Origin of the sequence: Enterobacter sp. 50793107, from assembly GCF_001463365.1 — a bacterium.
Taxonomy (GTDB): Bacteria; Pseudomonadota; Gammaproteobacteria; order Enterobacterales; family Enterobacteriaceae; genus Enterobacter; species Enterobacter cloacae.
Genome location: NZ_LNII01000158.1, coordinates 21,616 through 42,942 on the forward strand (window position 1 = coordinate 21,616; position 21,327 = coordinate 42,942).

The window sequence follows — 21,327 nt, forward strand, 5'->3', positions numbered from 1 at the left end:
CTAAAAAAGGCTCCCTCAGGAGCCTTTCTTTCAATCAATGCAGCGATGCTAACCGCGCCGCAAACCCGACAAACAACAGTCCTATCAGGCCGTTCCCCAGCTTTGCCAGTTTCTTTTTCGTTTTCAGATAACGTGTGACAAAAGCGCCTGAGAAGATCAGGAAGCTCATATACATAAAGCTTATTAGCTCAAGCGTGGTCGCGAGGATCAGGAAAGAGGTACCGGTATTCTTCGCATTCACATCGATAAACTGAACAAAGAACGAGACGTAGAACAGAATCGCTTTCGGGTTCGTCAGGCTCAATACCAGCGAGCGTTTCATGATCATGCTGGCGGGCTCGGTACCGCTTTCATGTGTATTATTCTGACGGGTAATGACCGACCAGAGCATTTTACCGCCCAGCCACAGCAGATAAAAAGCACCTAAATAACGTACGATATTAAACAGTACCGGTGTGGTCTGAATTAACGCGGCAACGCCCGCCCAGGCCAGGAACATCAGTACGGCATCGCCGATAAACACGCCGGTGGCGGCGAGATATCCTTTTTTAACGCCGTGACCAATCCCGGTTTTCAGCACAAATAAAGTATTCGGCCCTGGCACCAGTACGATAAAAAATGCGCCGACAACGTATGTCCAGAAATTCAGTACGCCAAACTCCGCAAACACTTCTCCCTCCTTTTGCTCAACACAACAGGAATAGCGCTGCAAAGACGCTATTCCCAACAACCAGACGCCATAAAATCATTGGGCACCTTACGGTGCCCTGATGGTTCTCAGAAATCCTGGACTGCGAACAGCAACGCGTTGCGGTGCCGGGTCATTCCACATTTCCTGATGGCGTGTATACGCATATTGCGGCGGGATTGTGCTTCCAGCCAACGAGCCTTACGACGGTTCACCTGTCGCAACATGCGCCAGCGCCCTACTTCAGTTCTACTGCGCTTCATGTCTACAACTCTTTCTTTAAAAGAGAGGCCATTATAAACCCAACCCTGCAGCAAACCAGCGCTTTTACCTGGCGTTTTTATTTGCCAGATGATTCCTGATGCGTACACTCATAACAATACGCTTTCAAAAGGATTTTTTTACCTATGACAACCTTCTACACCGTGGTGAGTTGGCTGGTCATTCTGGGATACTGGCTGTTAATCGCGGGTGTGACATTGCGCATCCTGATGAAGCGCAGAGCCGTACCCTCTGCCATGGCCTGGCTTCTTATAATTTATATCCTGCCGCTGGTAGGAATTATTGCCTATCTCTCTTTCGGTGAACTTCATCTGGGCAAGCGTCGTGCCGAGCGTGCCCGGGCCATGTGGCCTTCCACCGCCAAATGGCTGAGCGATCTTAAAGCCTGTAAACACATCTTCGCAGAGGAAAACAGCAGCGTTGCCTCCTCATTATTTAAACTGTGCGAACTCAGACAAGGTATTGGTGGGGTAAAAGGCAATCAGCTCCAGCTGCTGACCTCTTCTGATGACGTCATGCAGGCCTTGATCCGCGATATTCAACTGGCTCGTCACAATATCGAGATGGTGTTCTATATCTGGCAGCCCGGCGGGATGGCGGACCAGGTGGCGGAATCGCTGATGGCTGCCGCACGTCGTGGCATTCACTGCCGTTTGATGCTCGACTCCGCAGGCAGCGTCGCCTTTTTCCGTAGCCCCTGGGCAGGGATGATGCGTAATGCCGGCATAGAAGTGGTCGAGGCGTTAAAGGTCAATTTACTGCGCGTTTTCCTGCGCCGGATGGATCTTCGCCAGCACCGCAAGATGATCATGATCGACAACTATATTGCCTATACCGGCAGCATGAACATGGTTGACCCCCGCTTCTTCAAGCAGGACTCGGGTGTCGGCCAGTGGATTGACCTGATGGCAAGGATGGAAGGACCGATTGCCACCTCCATGGGGATTGTCTATTCCTGTGACTGGGAGATAGAAACCGGTAAGCGTATTCTCCCGCCGCCACCGGATGGCAATATCATGCCCTTTGAAGAGGCCAGCGGACATACCATCCATACCATTGCCTCCGGGCCGGGTTTCCCGGAGGATTTAATCCATCAGGCGCTACTGACCGCCACTTACGCGGCGCGTGAATATTTGATCATGACCACGCCCTACTTCGTTCCGAGCGATGACCTGCTGCACGCAATCTGCACCGCAGCACAGCGCGGTGTCGATGTCAGCATCATTCTGCCACGCAAAAATGACTCACTTCTGGTGGGCTGGGCCAGCCGCGCGTTCTTTAGCGAACTGCTTGCCGCCGGGGTAAAAATCTACCAGTTTGAAGGCGGGCTCCTGCATACCAAAAGCGTCCTCGTGGACGGTGAGTTAAGTCTGGTGGGCACGGTAAACCTGGATATGCGCAGCCTGTGGTTAAACTTTGAAATCACGCTGGTCATTGATGATGCCGGATTCGGCGGTGACCTGGCGGCGGTACAGGACGATTATATCTCCCGTTCGCGCCTGCTGGATGCCCGGCTGTGGGTAAAACGTCCGCTGTGGCAGAGAATTGCTGAACGACTGTTTTACTTCTTTAGTCCGTTGCTGTAAAACGTGCCCAACGATGTTTAACAGGTAGTCATCATGGAAATGGATCTGAACAATCGCCTGACCGAAGACGAAACGCTCGAGCAGGCCTATGACATTTTTCTCGAACTGGCGGTTGATAACCTCGATCCCGCAGATGTGATCCTCTTTAATCTGCAGTTCGAAGAGCGCGGCGGCGCGGAGTTATTCGACCCTGCAGAAGACTGGGCTGAGCACGTGGATTACGATCTCAATCCTGACTTCTTTGCCGAAGTGGTGATTGGGCTGGCAGATGAAGATGGTGGCGAAATTAATGACATCTTCGCCCGCGTGCTGCTCTGTCGCGAGAAAGACCATAAGCTGTGCCATATCATCTGGCGCGAATAGTAAAAGGCTGCGAATGCAGCCTTTTTTTTAATCCGGTAGCGCACTCCCGCAACGGTTACAGTAGCGGGCGTTAAGCTCATGTTCAGTCCGGTGACAACCCGGACATTTTCGCTGCTGTTTGCGGCTCTGAAATGCGCTGCTCATATGGGTTGTGATAAGACCTGTCGGAATGGCAATCACCGAATACCCAATCAGAATCAGCACCGATGCGACGATACGTCCAAGCGGCGTGTGCGGCGTGATATCCCCGTAGCCAACGGTCGTGACGGTGACAATGGCCCAATACACAGAGGCATTCAGCGTTGTGAAGCCATATTTTGGCCCTTCTATCAGGTACATCAACGCACCGAAAACAATCATGACGATCGCGATGAACGAGTAAAACAGAATGAGCTGATGCCGGGCACTGACTATTGCGCTCCAGAAGACCCGCAGAGACGGCATAAAACGCAGCAATTTCAGAATACGTAATACACGAATAACGCGCATCGCCCGCCATGCAAAGACATAGCTCAGGCTAATCTCCGGCCACAACCACATGACATAGAGCGGCAGGACGGTGGCTAAATCGATAAATCCCCAGAAGCTGAAAACATATCTCGCCGGGTTGGGCCAGCAGACGACCCGCAGCAGATATTCAGCAGTAAAGACCAGGGTAATAATCAGTTCGATCCAGACAAAAATATGCCATTCATCATAGGTCAGGTGATACTGCGTCCCGGCTCCCGATTCAAAGAAAATAACCACCACGCTGATGAGTGCAAACAGTCCGCAGATCCCTTCGAAGCGGCGTCCGGATATCGTTTTAGGATCGAATAAAAAATGATAAAGCCGCCGACGGGCTGAGGTGAATAGACTCGACACGGTAACCTCGCAAAAAATAAGGGCTGACATCATGTCAGCCCTTGCGATTATAACGGGTCTACTTTCAGGCAGGAAACCGCATGTCGGAAACTGCCTTCCAGAACCGGTCGTGTTTTCGCACACTCCGGCCCGGCCAGTGGGCATCGCGTACGGAACACGCAGCCTGATGGCGGATTAATCGGCGACGGCAATTCGCCTTCCAGCAGCTGGATGGTTTTATTTTTTTCCAGATCGGGATCGGGAATTGGCACCGCGGACATCAGCGCTTTGGTGTAGGGGTGCAGTGGATTGTGGTACACCTCATCATAGGTGCCCAGCTCCACGGCATGGCCCAGGTACATAACCAGTACGCGGTCAGAAATGTGCTTCACCACCGCCAGGTCGTGCGCAATGAAGATCAGCGACAGCCCCATCTCACGCTGCAGCTTCTGCAGCAGGTTAACCACCTGCGCCTGAATCGACACGTCCAGCGCGGAGACAGGCTCATCGCAGATGATCAGCTTCGGCTCAAGGATTAACGCGCGGGCAATACCGATACGCTGACACTGGCCGCCGGAGAATTCGTGCGGATAGCGGTTGATGAGGTTTGGCAGCAGCCCCACTTTCATCATCATCGCCTTAACACGATCGCGTACTTCCTGACGTGGCATCTTCGGATGATAGGTCCGCAGCGGCTCGGCAATGATTTCACCAATGGTCATACGCGGGTTTAAGGACGCCAGCGGATCCTGGAATATCATCTGGATATCGCTGCGTACGTCGCGCCACTCTTCGGGCTTCATCCCCAGCAGATCTTTACCCAGCCATGCCACTTTACCACCGGTCGCTTTCACCAGACCGATAATGGCACGCGCAAAGGTCGATTTACCGCAGCCGGACTCACCCACCACGCCCAGCGTTTCCCCTTCATACAGACGAAGCGTTACGCCATCCACAGCTTTCAGGGTCTTGGGCGGCTGCCAGAACCACTGTTTACCGTCTTTGATGTCGAAATGCACTTTAAGATCGGCAATTTCGAGCAGCACATTTCTTTTTTCATCTAATGCGTTCATACCAGCTCCTCCTGCGGCTTAAAGCAGGCGCGCAGACGGCCTGGTGCAAACTCTTCCAGCGGCGGAGCGCTGTTACAAATCTCCATCGCGTGCGGGCAACGCGGCTGGAACGGGCAGCCTTTCGGCAGGCGCAGCAGGTTTGGCGGGTTGCCCGGAATGGTCAACAGGGATTCCCCTTCCGCATCAAGACGTGGCACCGCATTCAACAGGCCGATCGAGTACGGATGCGCAGGCTGATAGAAAACATCGCGCGCTTTGCCATATTCCATCGTACGACCAGCATACATCACCAGCACTTTGTCACAGATACCGGCAACCACGCCCAAATCGTGGGTGATCATGATAATCGCCGTGTTGAACTCACGCTTAAGCTCGTTCAGCAGGGTCATGATTTGCGCCTGGACGGTCACATCCAGCGCGGTGGTCGGTTCATCGGCAATCAGCAGTTTTGGACGACACAGCAGCGCCATGGCAATCATCACACGCTGACGCATACCGCCAGAGAACTCATGCGGGAACATGCGCATGCGCTTACGCGCCTCTGGCATTTTTACCGCATCGAGCATTTTAACGGACTCTTCAAAGGCTTCGGCTTTGCTCAACCCTTTGTGCAGCATCAGGACTTCCATCAGTTGCTCACCGACGCGCATGTACGGGTTCAACGAGGTCATCGGATCCTGGAAAATCATTGAAATCTGCTCAGCACGCAGCTTGTTCAGCTCGTGTTCAGGCAGGTTGAGGATCTCACGTCCGTTGAATTTGGCGGATCCGCCAATTACACCGTTTGCGGCCAGCAGCCCCATCAGCGCGAACGCCGTCTGAGATTTCCCGGAGCCGGATTCGCCCACGATACCCAGCGTTTCACCTGCGCGCAGGTTGAAGTTGAGATCGTTTACGGCGGTGACATCACCGTCCGGCGTCTTAAAGGTGACGCGGAGATCGTTTACATCCAGCAGAAGGTCACTCCGCTGTTGCGCCTGTGGCGCAGTTGCCGTTTCAATAATTGTCATGACGGCGCTCCTTAACGGTCTTTCGGGTCGAGGGCATCACGCAGGCCATCGCCGATAAAGTTGAAACAGAACAGGGTCACGACCAGGAAACCCGCCGGGTATAACAGCAGCCACGGTGAAACTTCCATTGAATTTGCGCCATCGCTCAACAGCGCGCCCCAGCTGCTCAGCGGCTCTTGCGTGCCCAGCCCCAGGAAGCTCAGGAAAGATTCAAACAGGATCATGCTTGGTACCAGCAGTGAGGCATACACCACCACCACGCCCAGCACGTTAGGAACAATGTGGCGGACAACGATATTCCCTGTCGATACCCCCCCCACCTGCGCCGCTTCGATAAACTCTTTGCGTTTAAGGCTCAGCGTCTGGCCACGTACGATACGCGCCATATCCAGCCAGGAGACCATGCCGATGGCCACGAAGATCAACAGGATGTTCTGGCCGAAGAAGGTTACCAGCAGGATCACGAAGAACATGAACGGGAAGGAGTTTAAAATCTCCAGCAGACGCATCATGACCGAGTCCACTTTCCCGCCGAGATAGCCGGAGAGCGAGCCGTAGAGCGTACCGACGATCACGGCAACCAGCGCCGCTGCAATCCCCACCATCAATGAAATACGGCCCCCAATGGCAACGCGGACCAGCAGGTCACGGCCGGACGAGTCCGTACCAAAGTAGTGACCGGACTCCATATCCGGCGCGCTGGACATCATGCCCCAGTCCGTATCGAAATAGGTGAATTGCGACAGCATCGGCGCCAGGGTCACAAACAGCGCGATCAGCACCAGAACAACCAGACTGGCGACCGCTGCGCGGTTATGCATAAAGCGACGGCGGGCGTCCTGCCAGAGGCTACGACCTTCGACTTCCAGTTTTTCACTGAAGTTTTCCAGCGCCTCGCTGTTTTTCTTACTCAACATCATGGCGTGCTCCAGTTAGTAACGGATTTTCGGGTCGATAACGGCATACAGCACATCGACAACAGCGTTAAAGAGAATGGTCAACGCACCCACGAGGATCGTCAGGCTCAGCACCAGAGAATAGTCGCGGTTGAGGGCACCGTTAACAAACAGCTGGCCAATACCCGGCAGACCGTAGATGGTTTCAATAACCATTGAACCGGTAATAATACCGACGAACGCCGGTCCCATGTACGAGAGCACAGGTAAAAGAGCCGGCTTGAGCGCATGGCGGAAGATAATCCGGCGCATCGGCAACCCTTTCGCGCGCGCGGTACGGATGAAGTTTGAATGTAACACTTCAATCATCGAACCACGGGTGATACGCGCGATACTGGCGATGTAAGCCAGAGAAAGCGCCACCATCGGTAAAATCATGAATTTCAGTGCCCCGCCGTTCCAGCCGCCGCCGGGCAGCCATTTCAGCGTGATGGCAAATATCATCACCAGTAACGGCGCGACAACGAAGCTGGGGATAACCACCCCGGTCATTGCGACCCCCATTACCGTATAATCCCATTTGGTATTTTGTTTAAGCGCGGCGATAACGCCTGCGGTGACCCCGAGAACCACGGCCAACAAAAATGCCGCAGCACCCAGTTTTGCCGATACCGGGAAGCTGGACGCCACCAGGTCGTTAACGGAATAGTCTTTATATTTGAATGACGGCCCGAAATCGCCATGCGCCAGTTGCTTCAGATAGTTGAAGTATTGCGTGGAGATAGGATCGTTTAAATGATATTTCGCTTCGATATTCGCCATCACTTCAGGTGGCAGCGTACGTTCACCCGTGAATGGACTTCCCGGCGCGAGACGCATCATAAAGAAGGAAATTGTAATTAGAATAAATAACGTTGGTATCGCTTCTAAACAGCGACGCAGGATAAATTTCAACATTGCCCGTACCTTCTGGCGTGTGCCTGATGAATGTTACAAAGTAGACACAGTGGGGCAAGCCAGGCCCGCCCCACGTATTGCCATTAATGCTTGATAATATAAAGATTCTTAACAGAAATATTATCCAACGGGTCTTTACCGGTATAGCCGCCAACCCATGGTTTCACCAGGCGGGCGTTCACGTAGTAGTAAACCGGTACAATTGCCGAGTCTTTATCGAGCTGTTGTTCTGCTTTGGCGTACAGGTCTGCGCGTTTTGCATCGTCAGTAACCTGCAGCGTTTCAGCGATAAGCTTATCGAATGCCGGGCTCTTATAGTGCGCCGTGTTGTTCGAGCTGTCGCTGAGCATGGTATTCAGGAAAGATGTCGGTTCATTATAGTCCGCACACCAGCCTGCACGGGCCACGTCAAAGGTGCCCTGATGACGGGTATCCAGGAAGGTTTTCCACTCCTGGTTTTCCAGCTTAACGTTCGCGCCCAGGTTTTTCTTCCAGATAGAGGCAACGGCAATCGCCAGTTTTTTATGCAGATCGGACGTGTTGTACAACAGATTAAACGTCAGCGGTTTATCTGCGGTGTATCCTGCTTCGGCCAGCAGTTTTTTCGCTTCTTCGTTACGTTTTTCCTGTGACCACTTGAACCACTCAGGCTCAACCAGTTTCATGCCGTCGGTGTACGGAGGAGTGTAGCTGTAGGCTGGCAGATCGCCCTGGTTTTTCACTTTGTTCACGATGATATCGCGATCCAGTGCCAGCTTCAGCGCCGTACGGACACGTACGTCGGTGAACGGTGCTTTCTGGTTGTTAATTTCGTAGTAATAAGTACACAGGTATGGATCGACATGAACTTCTTTCGGGATCTCTTTCTTCAGTTTCTGGAACAGTTCAATCGGCATGTTGTTATAGGTCATGTCGATTTCACCGCTGCGGTAGCGGTTCACGTCAGTCACTTCAGAAGAGATTGGCAGGTAGGTCACCTGGTTAATCACGGTTTTGGCGTTATCCCAGTATTGCGGGTTACGCTCCAGAACCATACGTTCGTTGACCACCCAGTCTTTCAGTTTATAAGCACCGTTGGTCACAATATTGGCAGGCTGGGTCCATTTTTCACCGAATTTTTCCACTGCGGATTTCGGTACCGGGGAGACAGACGGGTGAACCAGCAGCTTATAGAAGTACGGAACAGGTTCGCTCAACGTCACTTCAAACGTGTTGGCATCAATCGCTTTTACACCCAGATCGGTGACCGGTTTTTTACCGGCGATGATGTCATCGATATTGGCGATATGGCCATATTGCAGATAGCTCGCATACGGAGAGGCGGTGTTTGGATTCGCCAGGCGCTGCCAGCTGTAAACGAAATCTTCGGCGGTAACCGGTGTACCGTCGGACCATTTAGCATCTTTGCGCAGATGGAAGGTCCAGACTTTAAAATCTTTATTTTCCCACTTTTCGGCGACACCCGGCGCCGGGTGGCCTTCTACGTCAGTGACCAGCAGCCCTTCAAACAGGTCGCGGTTGACGTTTGACTCTGGCACGCCCTCAATTTTGTGCGGATCAAGAGACTGAACTTCCGCCCCGTTGTTACGTACCAGCGTCTGCTTCTCAGCCAGCTGTACCCCCGCAGGCACGTCCGCAGCCATTGCAGCGTTGCCCGCGATTAGCGCAGTTAAAATCCCCGCCGCTACCAGATTTTTTTTTGTGATGATGGACATTGTGTTGGTACTCCACTCATTATAATTACTGGCCTTCGCCAGCTGTGTAATCCCCTGTTGGGGCCTGTACAGCGCAGGAGTTTTTTTTTGCTGCTGTCAGGTTCTTTTTACTTCTTGCTATCACCGACTTCTTTATTACTGACCGCTCGTATGGCCGTCTTGCGTCGATTCTTTACACGTCTCCCCTGTCTGAGACATGTGTTGGATATTCGCGAAGATGACTATATGAAAATAATTCTCATCTTCTTGTTTTATGCTGCAAAATATTAGGCCGGAAAGTATCAAAAGGCGTAAACGCACGCCAATACATTTTGCAAATTTGTTAAGCAATTCTCTTTTACGAAGTGTACTAAATCGTTGAGGGCAGCCCTGCCTGACACGAAAGGACAAGAAAAACCTTCTCATTCAAAGCGATAGAAAAATCAATCTCTCTGAGCGCGTCGCTGCGCTACCATCACGTCATTTTGTACAAAAATTTAACAACTGATTATTATTTAGCACATTCCTCTAAGGGAACGTTGAATTTACTAATATCATTTCGGTTATCACTCAGCAAGCCCCAGAGTATCGTGTGAGTAAAATAACAGAATGATCGCAGGTTTTCTGTGCAGGCGGGAAACGGTGGGATTAATAACTTGTTGAAATATAAGAATTGAACATTATTAGTAGAATTTATTATGGCAGGTAAGCATTTCAACTTTATTTATATGATTTGCTGATATTCACGTAAAAAAACGGAGCCGTTGGCTCCGTTCTTTCGTATGAAATGTCAGTGCAATAAGCCAGGGAAAATGCTTTTGATGCCGGTCACAATGAATTCGATGCCCAGGGCCATCAATAGCAACCCCATAATACGGGTAATGACGTTGATGCCTGTCTGCCCAAGCAGACGCACCAGCCAGGGTGCCATGCGGAAAACGCCCCAACAACAAAGCGCAAAAATGGCAATGGCGACAGAAAAGCCAATCAGATGCATCCAGTTGTGGTAGCGCGTACCCCAGACAATCGTCGAGCTAATAGCGCCGGGACCGGCCATCAGCGGTAACGCCAGCGGCACTACACCAATGCTCTCGCGAATGGCGGTTTCTGATTTTTCCTGCTTGTTCTGTTTGTCTTCCCCCAGCTTACCGCTGATCATCGACATAGCGATGGTGACCACCAGGATCCCACCCGCAATACGGAAAGAATCAATCGAGATACCGAACACCTGAAGAATGGCATCCCCAAGGTAAAGGGAGGTCAGGAGAATAATCGCCACTGACAGGTTAGCGGTAAGATTGGTTTTGTTTCTGGCCGCCGCCGTCTGGTAACTGGTCATACTAATGAAGACAGGAATGATCCCCACCGGGTTGACCAATGCAAACAAACCAATAAAAAACTTAAAATATGTTGGAAAATCAAAGAGCGATAAGATCACATTTTGCTCCGCTTATGCGTATGCCCCGGGGCTGACAACTGTCAGTGAAAATCGCGCTGAAGATACGCTTTTTATCAGCATACTTCACCAGAAATCTGTGCCAAAACGTTATCAATTCATGATGTTAAATATTTGTATAAGCAATGATAGCGCCACTTCCAATAGTTACTTAATTATTTAACACTGGAATAATCTCAAAGAAATAACCCTGCTGAAAGGTATCAGCTTGGGGGAAAATTGACGCAGATCATGATTTTCGTACTCAGAAGTGAGTAATCTTGATTACGCCCCCAGGGAGATGACCTGCCAAAAAAGGATGATGCTAAGGTAAGGCTCTTTTAGTAAATTAGTGTGCTGGTGCAGGAAGTAACCCATTGTTTTACTGTGTGTTACGCAAGTCGTATTGGCTCTGTCTATACTGTCTGACGTATCGAGCGCTGGTTTACTAAAAGAGTTTAAACATTATCAGGAGAGCATTATGGCTGTTACTAATATCGCTGAACTGAACGCCCTCGTCGAGCGCGTTAAAAAAGCCCAGCGTGAATATGCCAATTTCACCCAAGAACAGGTTGATAAAATCTTCCGCGCGGCCGCTCTGGCTGCTGCAGATGCTCGAATCCCTCTCGCTAAAATGGCCGTTGCCGAATCCGGCATGGGTATCGTTGAAGATAAAGTGATCAAAAACCACTTCGCTTCAGAGTATATCTACAACGCCTATAAAGATGAGAAAACCTGTGGCGTGCTGTCTGAAGACGACACTTTCGGTACTATCACCATTGCAGAACCTATCGGCATTATTTGCGGTATCGTTCCAACCACCAACCCAACGTCTACCGCTATCTTCAAATCTCTGATCAGCCTGAAGACCCGTAACGCAATCATCTTCTCCCCGCACCCACGTGCAAAAGATGCGACCAACAAAGCCGCTGACATCGTTCTGCAGGCTGCGATTGCTGCCGGTGCACCTAAAGATCTGATCGGCTGGATCGACCAACCGTCCGTTGAGCTTTCTAACGCGCTGATGCACCACCCGGACATTAACCTGATCCTGGCGACCGGTGGTCCTGGCATGGTTAAAGCGGCATACAGTTCCGGTAAACCTGCTATCGGCGTAGGCGCGGGTAATACCCCAGTGGTTATTGATGAAACAGCCGATATCAAACGTGCTGTTGCGTCCGTGTTGATGTCCAAAACCTTCGACAACGGTGTTATCTGTGCTTCTGAACAGTCTGTTGTTGTTGTTGATTCCGTTTATGATGCTGTTCGCGAACGTTTCGCCAGCCACGGCGGCTACCTGCTGCAGGGCAAAGAGCTGAAAGCTGTTCAGGATATCATTCTGAAAAATGGCGCGCTGAACGCGGCTATCGTGGGTCAGCCAGCGTATAAAATCGCTGAACTGGCAGGCTTCACTGTTCCGGCAACCACCAAAATTCTGATTGGTGAAGTTAAAGTTGTCGACGAAAGCGAACCATTCGCTCACGAAAAACTGTCCCCTACTCTGGCGATGTACCGCGCCAAAGATTTCGAAGACGCAGTAGAGAAAGCAGAGAAACTGGTTGCGATGGGTGGTATCGGCCACACCTCTTGCCTGTACACTGACCAGGATAACCAGCCAGAACGTGTTGCTCACTTTGGTCAGATGATGAAAACTGCACGTATCCTGATCAACACCCCGGCTTCTCAGGGTGGTATCGGCGACCTGTACAACTTCAAACTCGCACCTTCCCTGACTCTGGGTTGTGGTTCCTGGGGTGGTAACTCCATCTCTGAAAACGTTGGTCCAAAACACCTGATCAACAAGAAAACCGTTGCTAAGCGAGCTGAAAACATGTTGTGGCACAAACTTCCGAAATCTATCTACTTCCGCCGTGGTTCTCTGCCAATCGCGCTGGATGAAGTGATTACTGATGGCCACAAACGTGCGCTCATCGTGACTGACCGTTTCCTGTTCAACAACGGTTACGCTGACCAGATCACCTCTGTTCTTAAAGCCGCTGGCGTAGAAACTGAAGTGTTCTTTGAAGTTGAAGCTGACCCAACCCTGAGCGTTGTGCGTAAAGGTGCGGAGCTGGCTAACTCCTTCAAACCAGATGTGATTATCGCACTGGGTGGTGGTTCCCCAATGGACGCCGCGAAAATCATGTGGGTAATGTACGAGCATCCAGAAACCCACTTCGAAGAACTGGCGCTGCGCTTTATGGACATCCGTAAACGTATCTACAAGTTCCCGAAAATGGGCGTAAAAGCGAAGATGATCGCCGTTACCACCACTTCCGGTACAGGTTCTGAAGTTACGCCGTTCGCAGTGGTCACTGATGACGCAACGGGTCAGAAATACCCACTGGCTGACTACGCGCTGACCCCAGATATGGCTATCGTTGATGCCAACCTGGTGATGGATATGCCGAAATCACTGTGTGCATTCGGTGGTCTGGACGCTGTGACTCACGCCCTGGAAGCCTATGTTTCCGTACTGGCTTCTGAGTTCTCTGATGGTCAGGCTCTGCAGGCGCTGAAACTGCTGAAAGAAAACCTGCCAGCGTCTTACAACGAAGGGTCTAAAAACCCGGTTGCCCGTGAGCGTGTCCACAGTGCAGCAACCATCGCCGGTATCGCGTTTGCTAACGCCTTCCTCGGGGTTTGCCACTCCATGGCTCACAAACTGGGTTCTCAGTTCCACATTCCTCACGGTCTGGCGAACGCCCTGTTGATCAGCAACGTTATCCGTTATAACGCGAATGACAACCCAACCAAGCAGACTGCTTTCAGCCAGTACGACCGTCCGCAAGCACGTCGTCGTTACGCTGAAATCGCAGACCACCTGGGTCTGAGCGCACCGGGCGACCGTACTGCTGCTAAGATCGAGAAACTGCTGGCATGGCTGGAAAGCCTGAAGGCTGAACTGGGCATTCCTAAATCTATCCGCGAAGCGGGTGTTCAGGAAGCTGACTTCCTGGCACACGTTGATAAGCTGTCTGAAGATGCATTCGATGACCAGTGTACTGGTGCGAACCCGCGCTACCCACTGATCTCCGAGCTGAAACAGATCCTGCTGGATACATTCTACGGACGTGAGTTCAAAGAAGGTGACGTTGCTGCTGTGAAAACAGAAGCACCCGTCATTAAAGCTGACAAAAAAGCGAAGAAAAGCGCTTAATTGACCGCTGTTAAAAAAACCCGCCTCTGGCGGGTTTTTTTATGTCTGAAGATCAGGCTTTGAGTTCTTTGGAACTACTTCCGGTTATCGTGCTGAATCGCCGTCAGGGAGCCCACAGACAACGCCTCTTTATAATGCTTACGACAGACCGACACATAGCGTTCATTGCCCCCTATCACCACCTGCTCACCGTCTGCATAGGGTTTACCAGACTGATCAAGACGAAGCACCATACTGGCTTTACGGCCGCAAAAACAGATGGTTTTCAGTTCGACCAGTTTATCGGACCAGGCAAGCAAATACTGGCTACCGGCAAATAGCTCCCCGCGAAAGTCCGTGCGCAAACCGTAGCAGAGAACGGGAATATCAAGTTCATCTACGACCTCTGAAAGCGCATGCACCTGTTCACGCGTCAGGAACTGGCTTTCATCGACCAGAACGCAATGAATGGGCTGGGAAGTATGCTCGGCACGGATATCCTGCAACAGGTCCGTTTGTGGGTTAAACAGTCTGGCCGGAGACGAGAGACCAATTCTTGAACTCACCTTACCTGCACCGAAGCGATCGTCGATTTCAGCGGTGTAAACAACGGTGCGCATCCCTCGTTCCTGATAATTGTAAGAGGATTGCAGTAACGCCGTGGATTTTCCGGCATTCATTGCCGAATAGTAGAAATAAAGTTGTGCCATTGGCCGTCAAACCCTAATCAATGTGTAATATTCCCAATGATTCATTGTACCATATTTTGTCTGGTCATCAGCGATACACCACACAGAGTATGGGGTTCAAGCCGCAGTTAACCACGAGATGCACAGGAAAATAATGCGATAAAACAGGAGGTAAACGGATTCAGCATGCTCTATATGTCGCGAACCCACTAAACATAACACTTCTTTTTATACTGGAATCCACGTTCATTAAAATTCACTATTTATTAACTATTTTTGCCCTGGCAACGCTGGCAGAAACTAATACAAAAGGCTGATATTTATCCGCCGCAACTATAATTCCTGCGGTAAATGTCACAAAAAAAAGATGCAACCGAACGGGTTAAGCAGGTAAGCGTGATAACAAGCGAGCCTGTGTGGGTATGAAATTTAAGTTAGCGTAATTAATAATAGCGCGCATTATTCCGTATTTTTTGAATTCCTTACATTCCCACCTATTGCACAACTGAATTTATCGCTCTATTATTAGGACAACACCCCCCCCCCCATTATAAGTTTGAGATTACTACAATGAGCGAAGCACTTAAAATTCTGAACAACATCCGTACTCTTCGTGCGCAGGCAAGAGAATGCACCCTGGAAACGCTTGAAGAAATGCTGGAAAAATTAGAAGTTGTAGTTAATGAACGTCGCGAAGAAGAAAGCGCTGCTGCTGCTGAAATCGAAGAGCGTACGCGTAAACTGCAGCAATATCGTGAAATGCTGATTGCTGATGGTATCGATCCAAATGAATTGCTGAACAGCATGGCTGCAGCGAAGACCGGTACTAAAGCAAAACGCGCTGCTCGTCCTGCTAAATATAGCTATGTAGACGAGAACGGCGAAACTAAAACCTGGACTGGCCAGGGTCGTACGCCTGCTGTTATCAAAAAAGCCATGGATGAGCAAGGTAAACAGCTGGACGACTTCCTGATCAAGGATTAATCCTAACGTATTCAGAAAAATCCCGCTTAATGCGGGATTTTTTTTATCCTCAATTCCTGCAAACATTCCCTTACATGCCGTCATATTGGGACATCGTACTATTTAACGTTCCTTACAGACCGGCGTGGTTACCCTGAGTTGTGGGCATAAAAAAACCGGTGGGCATCGCCTCACCGGTCTTGATCATTTGCAGACGGGGTTATTTTTTAATACCCACGCTCTCTTTCAGCCAGGCTTTAAATTCTTCACCCAGTGAATTGTGGCGGATGCCATATTCCACGAATGCCTGCATATAACCGAGTTTATTACCGCAGTCGTGGCTCTTACCTTTCATATGGTAGGCTTCAACGGTCTCTTTCTCGATCAGCATATCGATGGCATCGGTCAGCTGGATCTCATCTCCTGCTCCTGGAGGCGTTTTCGCCAGCAGTGGCCAGATTTCAGCACTCAGGACATAGCGACCTACTACCGCCAGATTAGACGGCGCTACGTCGGCTTTAGGCTTCTCTACGACGCCTACCATTGGCACGCTTTCACCGGGTTCAAGATTAACGCCTTTACAGTCAACAACACCGTAAGCCGTCACGTCTTCAACAGGTTCAACCATAATCTGGCTGCTACCCGTTTCGTCAAAGCGCTTGATCATCTCAGCAAGGTTATCCTGAGAGAGATCGGATTCATATTCGTCCAGAATGACGTCTGGCAGAATGACCGCAACAGGTTCATTACCCACAACAGGATATGCACAAAGTACCGCGTGGCCCAGACCTTTCGCCAGCCCCTGACGCACCTGCATAATGGTAACGTGCGGAGGGCAAATAGACTGAACTTCTTCTAACAGCTGACGCTTAACGCGTTTTTCCAGCATGGCTTCGAGTTCGAAACTGGTATCGAAATGGTTTTCGATAGAGTTTTTAGATGAATGTGTAACCAGCACAATTTCAGTGATGCCGGCCGCGATACATTCGTTTACGACATACTGAATTAATGGCTTATCAACCAGTGGCAACATCTCTTTAGGAATTGCCTTAGTTGCTGGTAACATCCTGGTCCCCAATCCCGCTACCGGGATGACGGCCTTTCTGACTTTCGAATTTAGGGCAGCCATTCAAATTCTCGTGAGCTGTTCAAGTTTTGAACTTTTATGCATTAAATAACGCGTTGAGTATATCAGCCTCATCACACAGTCCGGGTCTGAAAAGAACGCGTTGCCTATCAATTAGGATAAATACGCATGAATCCGGGCAGCGATAGTAGCACTCCCCACAAAACACAGGTAAGGCAATCTTAAAATTAAGATCCAACTGCTTATTCCGTGGACAACATTAACCGCAACCGCCCCCCGGCGCCCCAAATTTGGCACTGCCAGGAAGAACAGCGATGGCTAATTTGATTAAGATAAGCCGTACCCAATGTACCCAGCGGCACACCGTTGCTAACCTGAATATGATGTTCCCCGGTATTCAGAGAGGCGTTCAGACCCGCTGAAACGAGGATAAGATTTTTCAATCCACTATGGTAATAGCCAACCAGCAATGGAAATTGTCCTGGTAAATTGGCCTGGCGAAAAAGCTGGTTAACCTGTTTAAGTAAACTGCCTAACTCCGGAAGCCGTTGCCCCTGATGCGATAACTGTTCCTGCAACAGCCCGTTAAATAGCGCACGAAGTAATAATGCTGCTAATACACCATTATCCCCTGCACGGGTAACATCCAGGGAATAAAACGCAAGATCGGAATCCGATAATGGCGCAATATCCAGCACCAGACCGGGCTGATCCGCGGCCACAAGCTGGCGATAATTTATTCGACAGTGTGAAAAGGTCTGTTGTACCGGCGGCTGAAGTTCCTGCAATAGCTTGGCCGCGGCAGGCGGATTACTGACTAAAGCATCCCAGTCCTGGAAAAGGCGCTCTTCTTCCTCGACGCGGGAATTAAACATATTCGGATAAAGGCAGGCCAATACCGTTTCACGCAAACGGTTCAGATCTTTTACTGGTTTCAGCAGAATATCCTGCACCCCCAGACGCAATGCTTTGGCAATATCCGCCATATTTTCCGTCGCGGAGATCACCAGTATGGGCGTCTGGTTGCCCTCATTACGCAGATGTTCAACCAACTTCAGGCCATTCATCCGTGGCATTGCGATATCACAGATCATCAGATCGGGCGTGATACTGACCATTTTTTCCAGGGCATCAACACCATCTTCAGCCAGGGCAGTGGTTGCCCCCAGCGAGGATAACCACGAATCCAGTAGCGATCGGAAAACGGGCTCGTCTTCAACAATCAAAATGTGTTTTCCGGCCAATGGCTGCGTCATGGTTCCTCCCCTGGCTGACAGTTACTAAATAGTGGCATGCTATCGGCACTATCGCCTGTCAGATTTTGCTGAAGTAGTCAAAAAAAGGTGCTCAACGTGCGGTTCGCACAAATGGCAATAATTCGTCCATTTTCTTTTCGACGGCTAAAGAGCCCGCTGCGATGGCGGCCTCAGCCCGATGGAAATCAAGGGTAGAGATTTGTGGACAATAGGGTTGAATCAGAATATCCGGTGGGTCGCCCGCCATACGGTTACGTTTCAGGCGGTTTTCCAGCACCTGGATTGAGGTGGTCATAATCTCCATTGCCGTGGGTGCAGCGACCGAGCGGCGCGCGGCTATCCGACCAATTCGCCCGCGTAAGCGCTCATGCCAGGCCAGTTTTTCCGCCTCCGCATCTTCGCTTTGCAAATTGACCGGCATGAGGTCTTGCTGCATCAGGTGAGCGTCGTGTTGCAAATCGACCGCGATCACGATGTCAGCCCCCATTGCCCGCGTCAAAGAGATTGGCACGGGGTTAACGACTCCGCCATCAACAAGCCAGTACCCATTATGCGGGACAGGAGCCATAAGGCCCGGCATACTGCAGGAGGCGCGAACGGCAAGGTGGATATCCCCTTCGGTCAGCCACAGCTCACGTCCCGTACTGAGATTCGTTGCCACGGCGCCAAATGGCAGCTGACAATCGCTGAAGTCCTGAAGAGGCATAATCTGACGGAACTGGTTGAAGACGCGTTCACCGCGAAGCAAACCGCCGCGCTGCCACGAAAGGTCCATCAGGCGCAGCACGTCCCAGTAACTGAAGGATCGCACCCACGTTTCAAGTTCGGGCAATTTGCCGCACGCATAGGCGGAACCTACCAGCGATCCAATCGAACATCCTGCAACAATATCGACATCGACGCCCATCTGGTTTAAGGCATTTATCACGCCGATGTGTGACCATCCGCGGGCTGCACCTGAGCCCAGCGCCAGTCCTATTTTAACCTTTCTCATTAGCCCTGTTTTACTTCCCCTGGATTCCCGACATAGCGTCAACGCAACAGCTCAGTTAACATGGTGCTACCCGAAGCGTTTTACGCCCTTAATTTTTTGTTCCAGGAAGAGAATCGTGTCTCAACTCTGCCCCTGTGGTAGCGCTCTGGAGTATAGCCTATGTTGCCAGCGATATCTTTCTGGCGATCAGGTTGCACCAGACCCATCACACCTTATGCGTTCACGGTATACCGCTTTTGTGATCAAAGACGCAGACTACCTGATTAAAACCTGGCACCCCTCATGCCAGGCCGCCAGTTTCAAACAAGAGATCGAAGCCGGTTTCGCCAATACCCAGTGGCTCGGTCTTACCATTTATGAATCCGCACCCGGTAGTCACGAAAATGAAGGTTACGTCAGCTTTGTTGCCCGGTTTACTGAACACAATAAACCGGGTGCCATTATCGAACGTTCCCGGTTCTTAAAGGAAAGCGGGCAATGGTATTATATTGACGGAACGCGCCCGCAGTTTGGTCGTAACGATCCCTGCCCTTGTGGTTCTGGTAAAAAATTTAAAAAGTGTTGCGGGCAGTAACGCCCGACAACCGAGACTTCGCAAATACTCAAACAGGATTTCCCGGCGATGCAATCACTACAACGTAAAGTTCTGCGCACCATCTGTCCCGATCAAAAAGGGCTGATCGCACGAATTACCAACATCTGTTACAAACATGAATTGAATATCGTGCAGAACAACGAATTCGTTGACCACCGTACCGGTCGTTTCTTCATGCGTACCGAACTGGAAGGTATTTTCAACGACACCACTCTGCTTGCCGATCTGGACAGCGCGCTGCCGGAAGGTTCCGTACGCGAGTTGACACCAGCAGGCCGTCGTCGCATCGTAATTCTGGTGACCAAAGAAGCCCACTGCCTGGGCGATCTGCTGATGAAAGCTAACTACGGCGGTCTGGATGTCGAAATCGCCGCCGTTATCGGTAACCACGAGACGCTGCGTACGCTGGTAGAACGTTTTGATATTCCGTTCGAGCTGGTGAGCCATGAAGGCCATACGCGTGAAGAGCACGACAACCTGATGGCAGAGGCTATTGAAGCGCACAACCCGGACTACGTTGTCCTGGCGAAATACATGCGCGTGCTGACGCCCTCCTTCGTGGCGCGTTTCCCGAACAAAATTATTAACATTCACCACTCCTTCCTGCCCGCCTTTATTGGCGCACGCCCCTACCACCAGGCCTATGAACGCGGCGTGAAGATCATCGGCGCAACGGCGCATTACGTGAATGACAATCTGGATGAAGGCCCAATCATCATGCAGGACGTGATTCATGTGGATCACACCTACACGGCGGAAGACATGATGCGTGCCGGACGCGATGTTGAGAAGAACGTTCTGAGCCGCGCACTCTATCAGGTGCTGGCGCAGCGCGTATTCGTTTACGGTAACAGAACGATCATTCTTTAATCGACAGTGAAATGAATTGGTTAGCTTTACAGCTTTGCGGGTAAAAATCAGGCAACCAGTTTATTTTTCTTGTGGTAACGCTTTACAGGGGCGTGTCATTTGATATGATGCGCCCCGCTTCCAGCAGGAAGCAGGCCAGTACAAGCATTACCCCGTGGTGGGGTTCCCGAGCGGCCAAAGGGAGCAGACTGTAAATCTGCCGTCATCGACTTCGAAGGTTCGAATCCTTCCCCCACCACCATCTCTCAGCACGACCTCAAAATTAGAATTACCCCTGGTGGGGTTCCCGAGCGGCCAAAGGGAGCAGACTGTAAATCTGCCGTCATCGACTTCGAAGGTTCGAATCCTTCCCCCACCACCATTAATTCCAAAAATCATAATAAAACCTAACCGAGCAAACTTTCGTAGGCCGGGTAAGGCGTAGCCGCCACCCGGCGACAGACGGCTACATCGGCGGCAAGCGTCGCTTCACCGGTGAGCTCTTCACAATCGACGTATTACACTGGGCATGCTCCGCCAGCCCGTCCAGCAACACATCCAGTTGTTCAATCGACCGCACCACCAGCCGGATGACAAAACAGTCTTCACCGGTCACTTTGTCGCTTTCAATGCACTCCGGCATCGCCTGGATGTATTTATCCACTTTATGTAACAGTCCAGGCAACGGGCGAACCCGCACCAGCGCCTGCAGCGTATAACCTAACGCCGCCAGATTGACCCGGGCACCGTAACCCTGAATCACTCCACGCTCTTCCAGCCTTTTCAGGCGTTCTGCCGTGCTGGGCGAAGTCAGACCGATACGGCCGCTGAGCACCTTCAGCGACATACGCGCATCCTCGACCAGACAAGCCAAAATTTGCCGATCGATATCATCGAGAAGGTATTCCATCGTTTTCACCTAATTTTA

Annotated in this window: 21 protein-coding genes and 2 tRNA genes; 9 read left to right on the top strand and 14 right to left on the bottom strand. The window is 50.9% G+C overall.

All coding sequences use genetic code 11. The features are described from left to right. Window positions 1-34: 34 nt before the first annotated feature. Both leuE and APU11_RS28415 read right to left on the bottom strand, forming a co-directional pair. On the bottom strand, window positions 35-670 hold the full coding sequence (leuE, locus tag APU11_RS20080) for a leucine efflux protein LeuE (protein WP_013096278.1): 636 nt from the start codon (window positions 668-670) through the stop codon (window positions 35-37). A gap of 107 nt (window positions 671-777) precedes the next feature. Beyond that, the gene (locus APU11_RS28415) at window positions 778-951 is read right to left on the bottom strand and encodes a YciY family protein (protein ID WP_086528096.1); all 174 of its coding nucleotides are present in this window, start codon (window positions 949-951) and stop codon (window positions 778-780) included. 144 nt (window positions 952-1,095) lie between these two features. Between APU11_RS28415 and cls the strand changes: the two genes are divergently transcribed. Further along, window positions 1,096-2,556 (top strand): cardiolipin synthase, encoded by a 1,461-nt coding sequence (cls, locus tag APU11_RS20085; protein WP_020690926.1) that lies wholly within the window; start codon window positions 1,096-1,098, stop codon window positions 2,554-2,556. A 33-nt stretch (window positions 2,557-2,589) separates the two neighbouring features. Beyond that, window positions 2,590-2,919: an HI1450 family dsDNA-mimic protein gene (locus tag APU11_RS20090; RefSeq protein WP_013096276.1), complete on the top strand. Its 330-nt coding sequence runs from the start codon at window positions 2,590-2,592 to the stop codon at window positions 2,917-2,919. 27 nt (window positions 2,920-2,946) lie between these two features. On the opposite strand, the gene APU11_RS20095 is transcribed toward APU11_RS20090, so the two are convergent. The 7 genes from APU11_RS20095 to APU11_RS20125 form a co-directional block, all read right to left on the bottom strand. Then, a complete protein-coding gene (locus APU11_RS20095; RefSeq protein ID WP_038985402.1) occupies window positions 2,947-3,816 on the bottom strand; it encodes an ion transporter in 870 nt (289 codons plus the stop codon). A gap of 14 nt (window positions 3,817-3,830) precedes the next feature. Then, on the bottom strand, window positions 3,831-4,835 hold the full coding sequence (gene oppF / locus APU11_RS20100) for a murein tripeptide/oligopeptide ABC transporter ATP-binding protein OppF (protein ID WP_020690924.1): 1,005 nt from the start codon (window positions 4,833-4,835) through the stop codon (window positions 3,831-3,833). Continuing rightward, entirely contained in the window at window positions 4,832-5,845 is a 1,014-nt protein-coding gene (locus APU11_RS20105) for an ABC transporter ATP-binding protein (protein WP_013096273.1), read from the bottom strand. The genes oppF and APU11_RS20105 overlap by 4 nt, the downstream gene beginning before the upstream one ends. An 11-nt stretch (window positions 5,846-5,856) precedes the next feature. Further along, window positions 5,857-6,765 (bottom strand): oligopeptide ABC transporter permease OppC, encoded by a 909-nt coding sequence (oppC, locus tag APU11_RS20110; protein WP_013096272.1) that lies wholly within the window; start codon window positions 6,763-6,765, stop codon window positions 5,857-5,859. A gap of 12 nt (window positions 6,766-6,777) precedes the next feature. After that, a complete protein-coding gene (gene oppB / locus APU11_RS20115) occupies window positions 6,778-7,698 on the bottom strand; it encodes an oligopeptide ABC transporter permease OppB (protein ID WP_013096271.1) in 921 nt (306 codons plus the stop codon). 83 nt (window positions 7,699-7,781) lie between these two features. Then, window positions 7,782-9,413 (bottom strand): oligopeptide ABC transporter substrate-binding protein OppA, encoded by a 1,632-nt coding sequence (gene oppA, locus APU11_RS20120; RefSeq protein ID WP_020690922.1) that lies wholly within the window; start codon window positions 9,411-9,413, stop codon window positions 7,782-7,784. Between the two features lie 769 nt (window positions 9,414-10,182). Then, a complete protein-coding gene (locus APU11_RS20125; RefSeq protein ID WP_020690921.1) occupies window positions 10,183-10,830 on the bottom strand; it encodes a YchE family NAAT transporter in 648 nt (215 codons plus the stop codon). Here APU11_RS20125 and APU11_RS28630 point away from each other — a divergent pair. Together APU11_RS28630 and adhE are read left to right on the top strand one after the other, a co-directional pair. Then, window positions 10,736-11,011, top strand: a complete 276-nt coding sequence (locus APU11_RS28630) for a hypothetical protein (protein ID WP_162185062.1) — start codon at window positions 10,736-10,738, stop codon at window positions 11,009-11,011. The genes APU11_RS20125 and APU11_RS28630 overlap by 95 nt on opposite strands. A gap of 297 nt (window positions 11,012-11,308) precedes the next feature. Further along, on the top strand, window positions 11,309-13,987 hold the full coding sequence (adhE, locus tag APU11_RS20130; RefSeq protein WP_013096268.1) for a bifunctional acetaldehyde-CoA/alcohol dehydrogenase: 2,679 nt from the start codon (window positions 11,309-11,311) through the stop codon (window positions 13,985-13,987). 74 nt (window positions 13,988-14,061) lie between these two features. Here the strand turns inward: adhE and tdk are convergent, their stop codons facing one another. Next, entirely contained in the window at window positions 14,062-14,676 is a 615-nt protein-coding gene (gene tdk, locus APU11_RS20135; protein WP_013096267.1) for a thymidine kinase, read from the bottom strand. Between the two features lie 549 nt (window positions 14,677-15,225). Between tdk and hns the strand changes: the two genes are divergently transcribed. Beyond that, window positions 15,226-15,639, top strand: coding sequence for a histone-like nucleoid-structuring protein H-NS (hns, locus tag APU11_RS20140; RefSeq protein ID WP_008502781.1), 414 nt, complete (start codon window positions 15,226-15,228; stop codon window positions 15,637-15,639). Between the two features lie 199 nt (window positions 15,640-15,838). Here hns and galU read toward each other — a convergent pair whose 3' ends face one another. The 3 genes from galU to rssA form a co-directional block, all read right to left on the bottom strand. Next, window positions 15,839-16,747 (bottom strand): UTP--glucose-1-phosphate uridylyltransferase GalU, encoded by a 909-nt coding sequence (galU, locus tag APU11_RS20145; protein ID WP_029883446.1) that lies wholly within the window; start codon window positions 16,745-16,747, stop codon window positions 15,839-15,841. 200 nt (window positions 16,748-16,947) lie between these two features. After that, the gene (gene rssB / locus APU11_RS20150) at window positions 16,948-17,961 is read right to left on the bottom strand and encodes a two-component system response regulator RssB (protein ID WP_013096265.1); all 1,014 of its coding nucleotides are present in this window, start codon (window positions 17,959-17,961) and stop codon (window positions 16,948-16,950) included. Between the two features lie 91 nt (window positions 17,962-18,052). Then, the gene (rssA, locus tag APU11_RS20155; protein WP_047024087.1) at window positions 18,053-18,955 is read right to left on the bottom strand and encodes a patatin-like phospholipase RssA; all 903 of its coding nucleotides are present in this window, start codon (window positions 18,953-18,955) and stop codon (window positions 18,053-18,055) included. Window positions 18,956-19,070: 115 nt separating this feature from the next. On the opposite strand from rssA, the gene APU11_RS20160 reads away from it, so the two are divergent. The 4 genes from APU11_RS20160 to APU11_RS20175 all read left to right on the top strand — a co-directional run bounded on the left by APU11_RS20160 (window position 19,071) and on the right by APU11_RS20175 (window position 20,781). Then, window positions 19,071-19,529 (top strand): YchJ family protein, encoded by a 459-nt coding sequence (locus APU11_RS20160; protein ID WP_060578709.1) that lies wholly within the window; start codon window positions 19,071-19,073, stop codon window positions 19,527-19,529. Window positions 19,530-19,577: 48 nt separating this feature from the next. Next, the gene (purU, locus tag APU11_RS20165; RefSeq protein ID WP_013096262.1) at window positions 19,578-20,420 is read left to right on the top strand and encodes a formyltetrahydrofolate deformylase; all 843 of its coding nucleotides are present in this window, start codon (window positions 19,578-19,580) and stop codon (window positions 20,418-20,420) included. Between the two features lie 156 nt (window positions 20,421-20,576). Then, a tRNA-Tyr gene (locus tag APU11_RS20170) sits at window positions 20,577-20,661 on the top strand. A gap of 35 nt (window positions 20,662-20,696) precedes the next feature. Beyond that, window positions 20,697-20,781, top strand: a tRNA-Tyr gene (locus APU11_RS20175). 84 nt (window positions 20,782-20,865) lie between these two features. Here APU11_RS20175 and APU11_RS20180 read toward each other — a convergent pair. Beyond that, the gene (locus tag APU11_RS20180) at window positions 20,866-21,309 is read right to left on the bottom strand and encodes an Lrp/AsnC family transcriptional regulator (protein ID WP_029740417.1); all 444 of its coding nucleotides are present in this window, start codon (window positions 21,307-21,309) and stop codon (window positions 20,866-20,868) included. Between the last annotated feature and the right edge of the window lie 18 nt (window positions 21,310-21,327).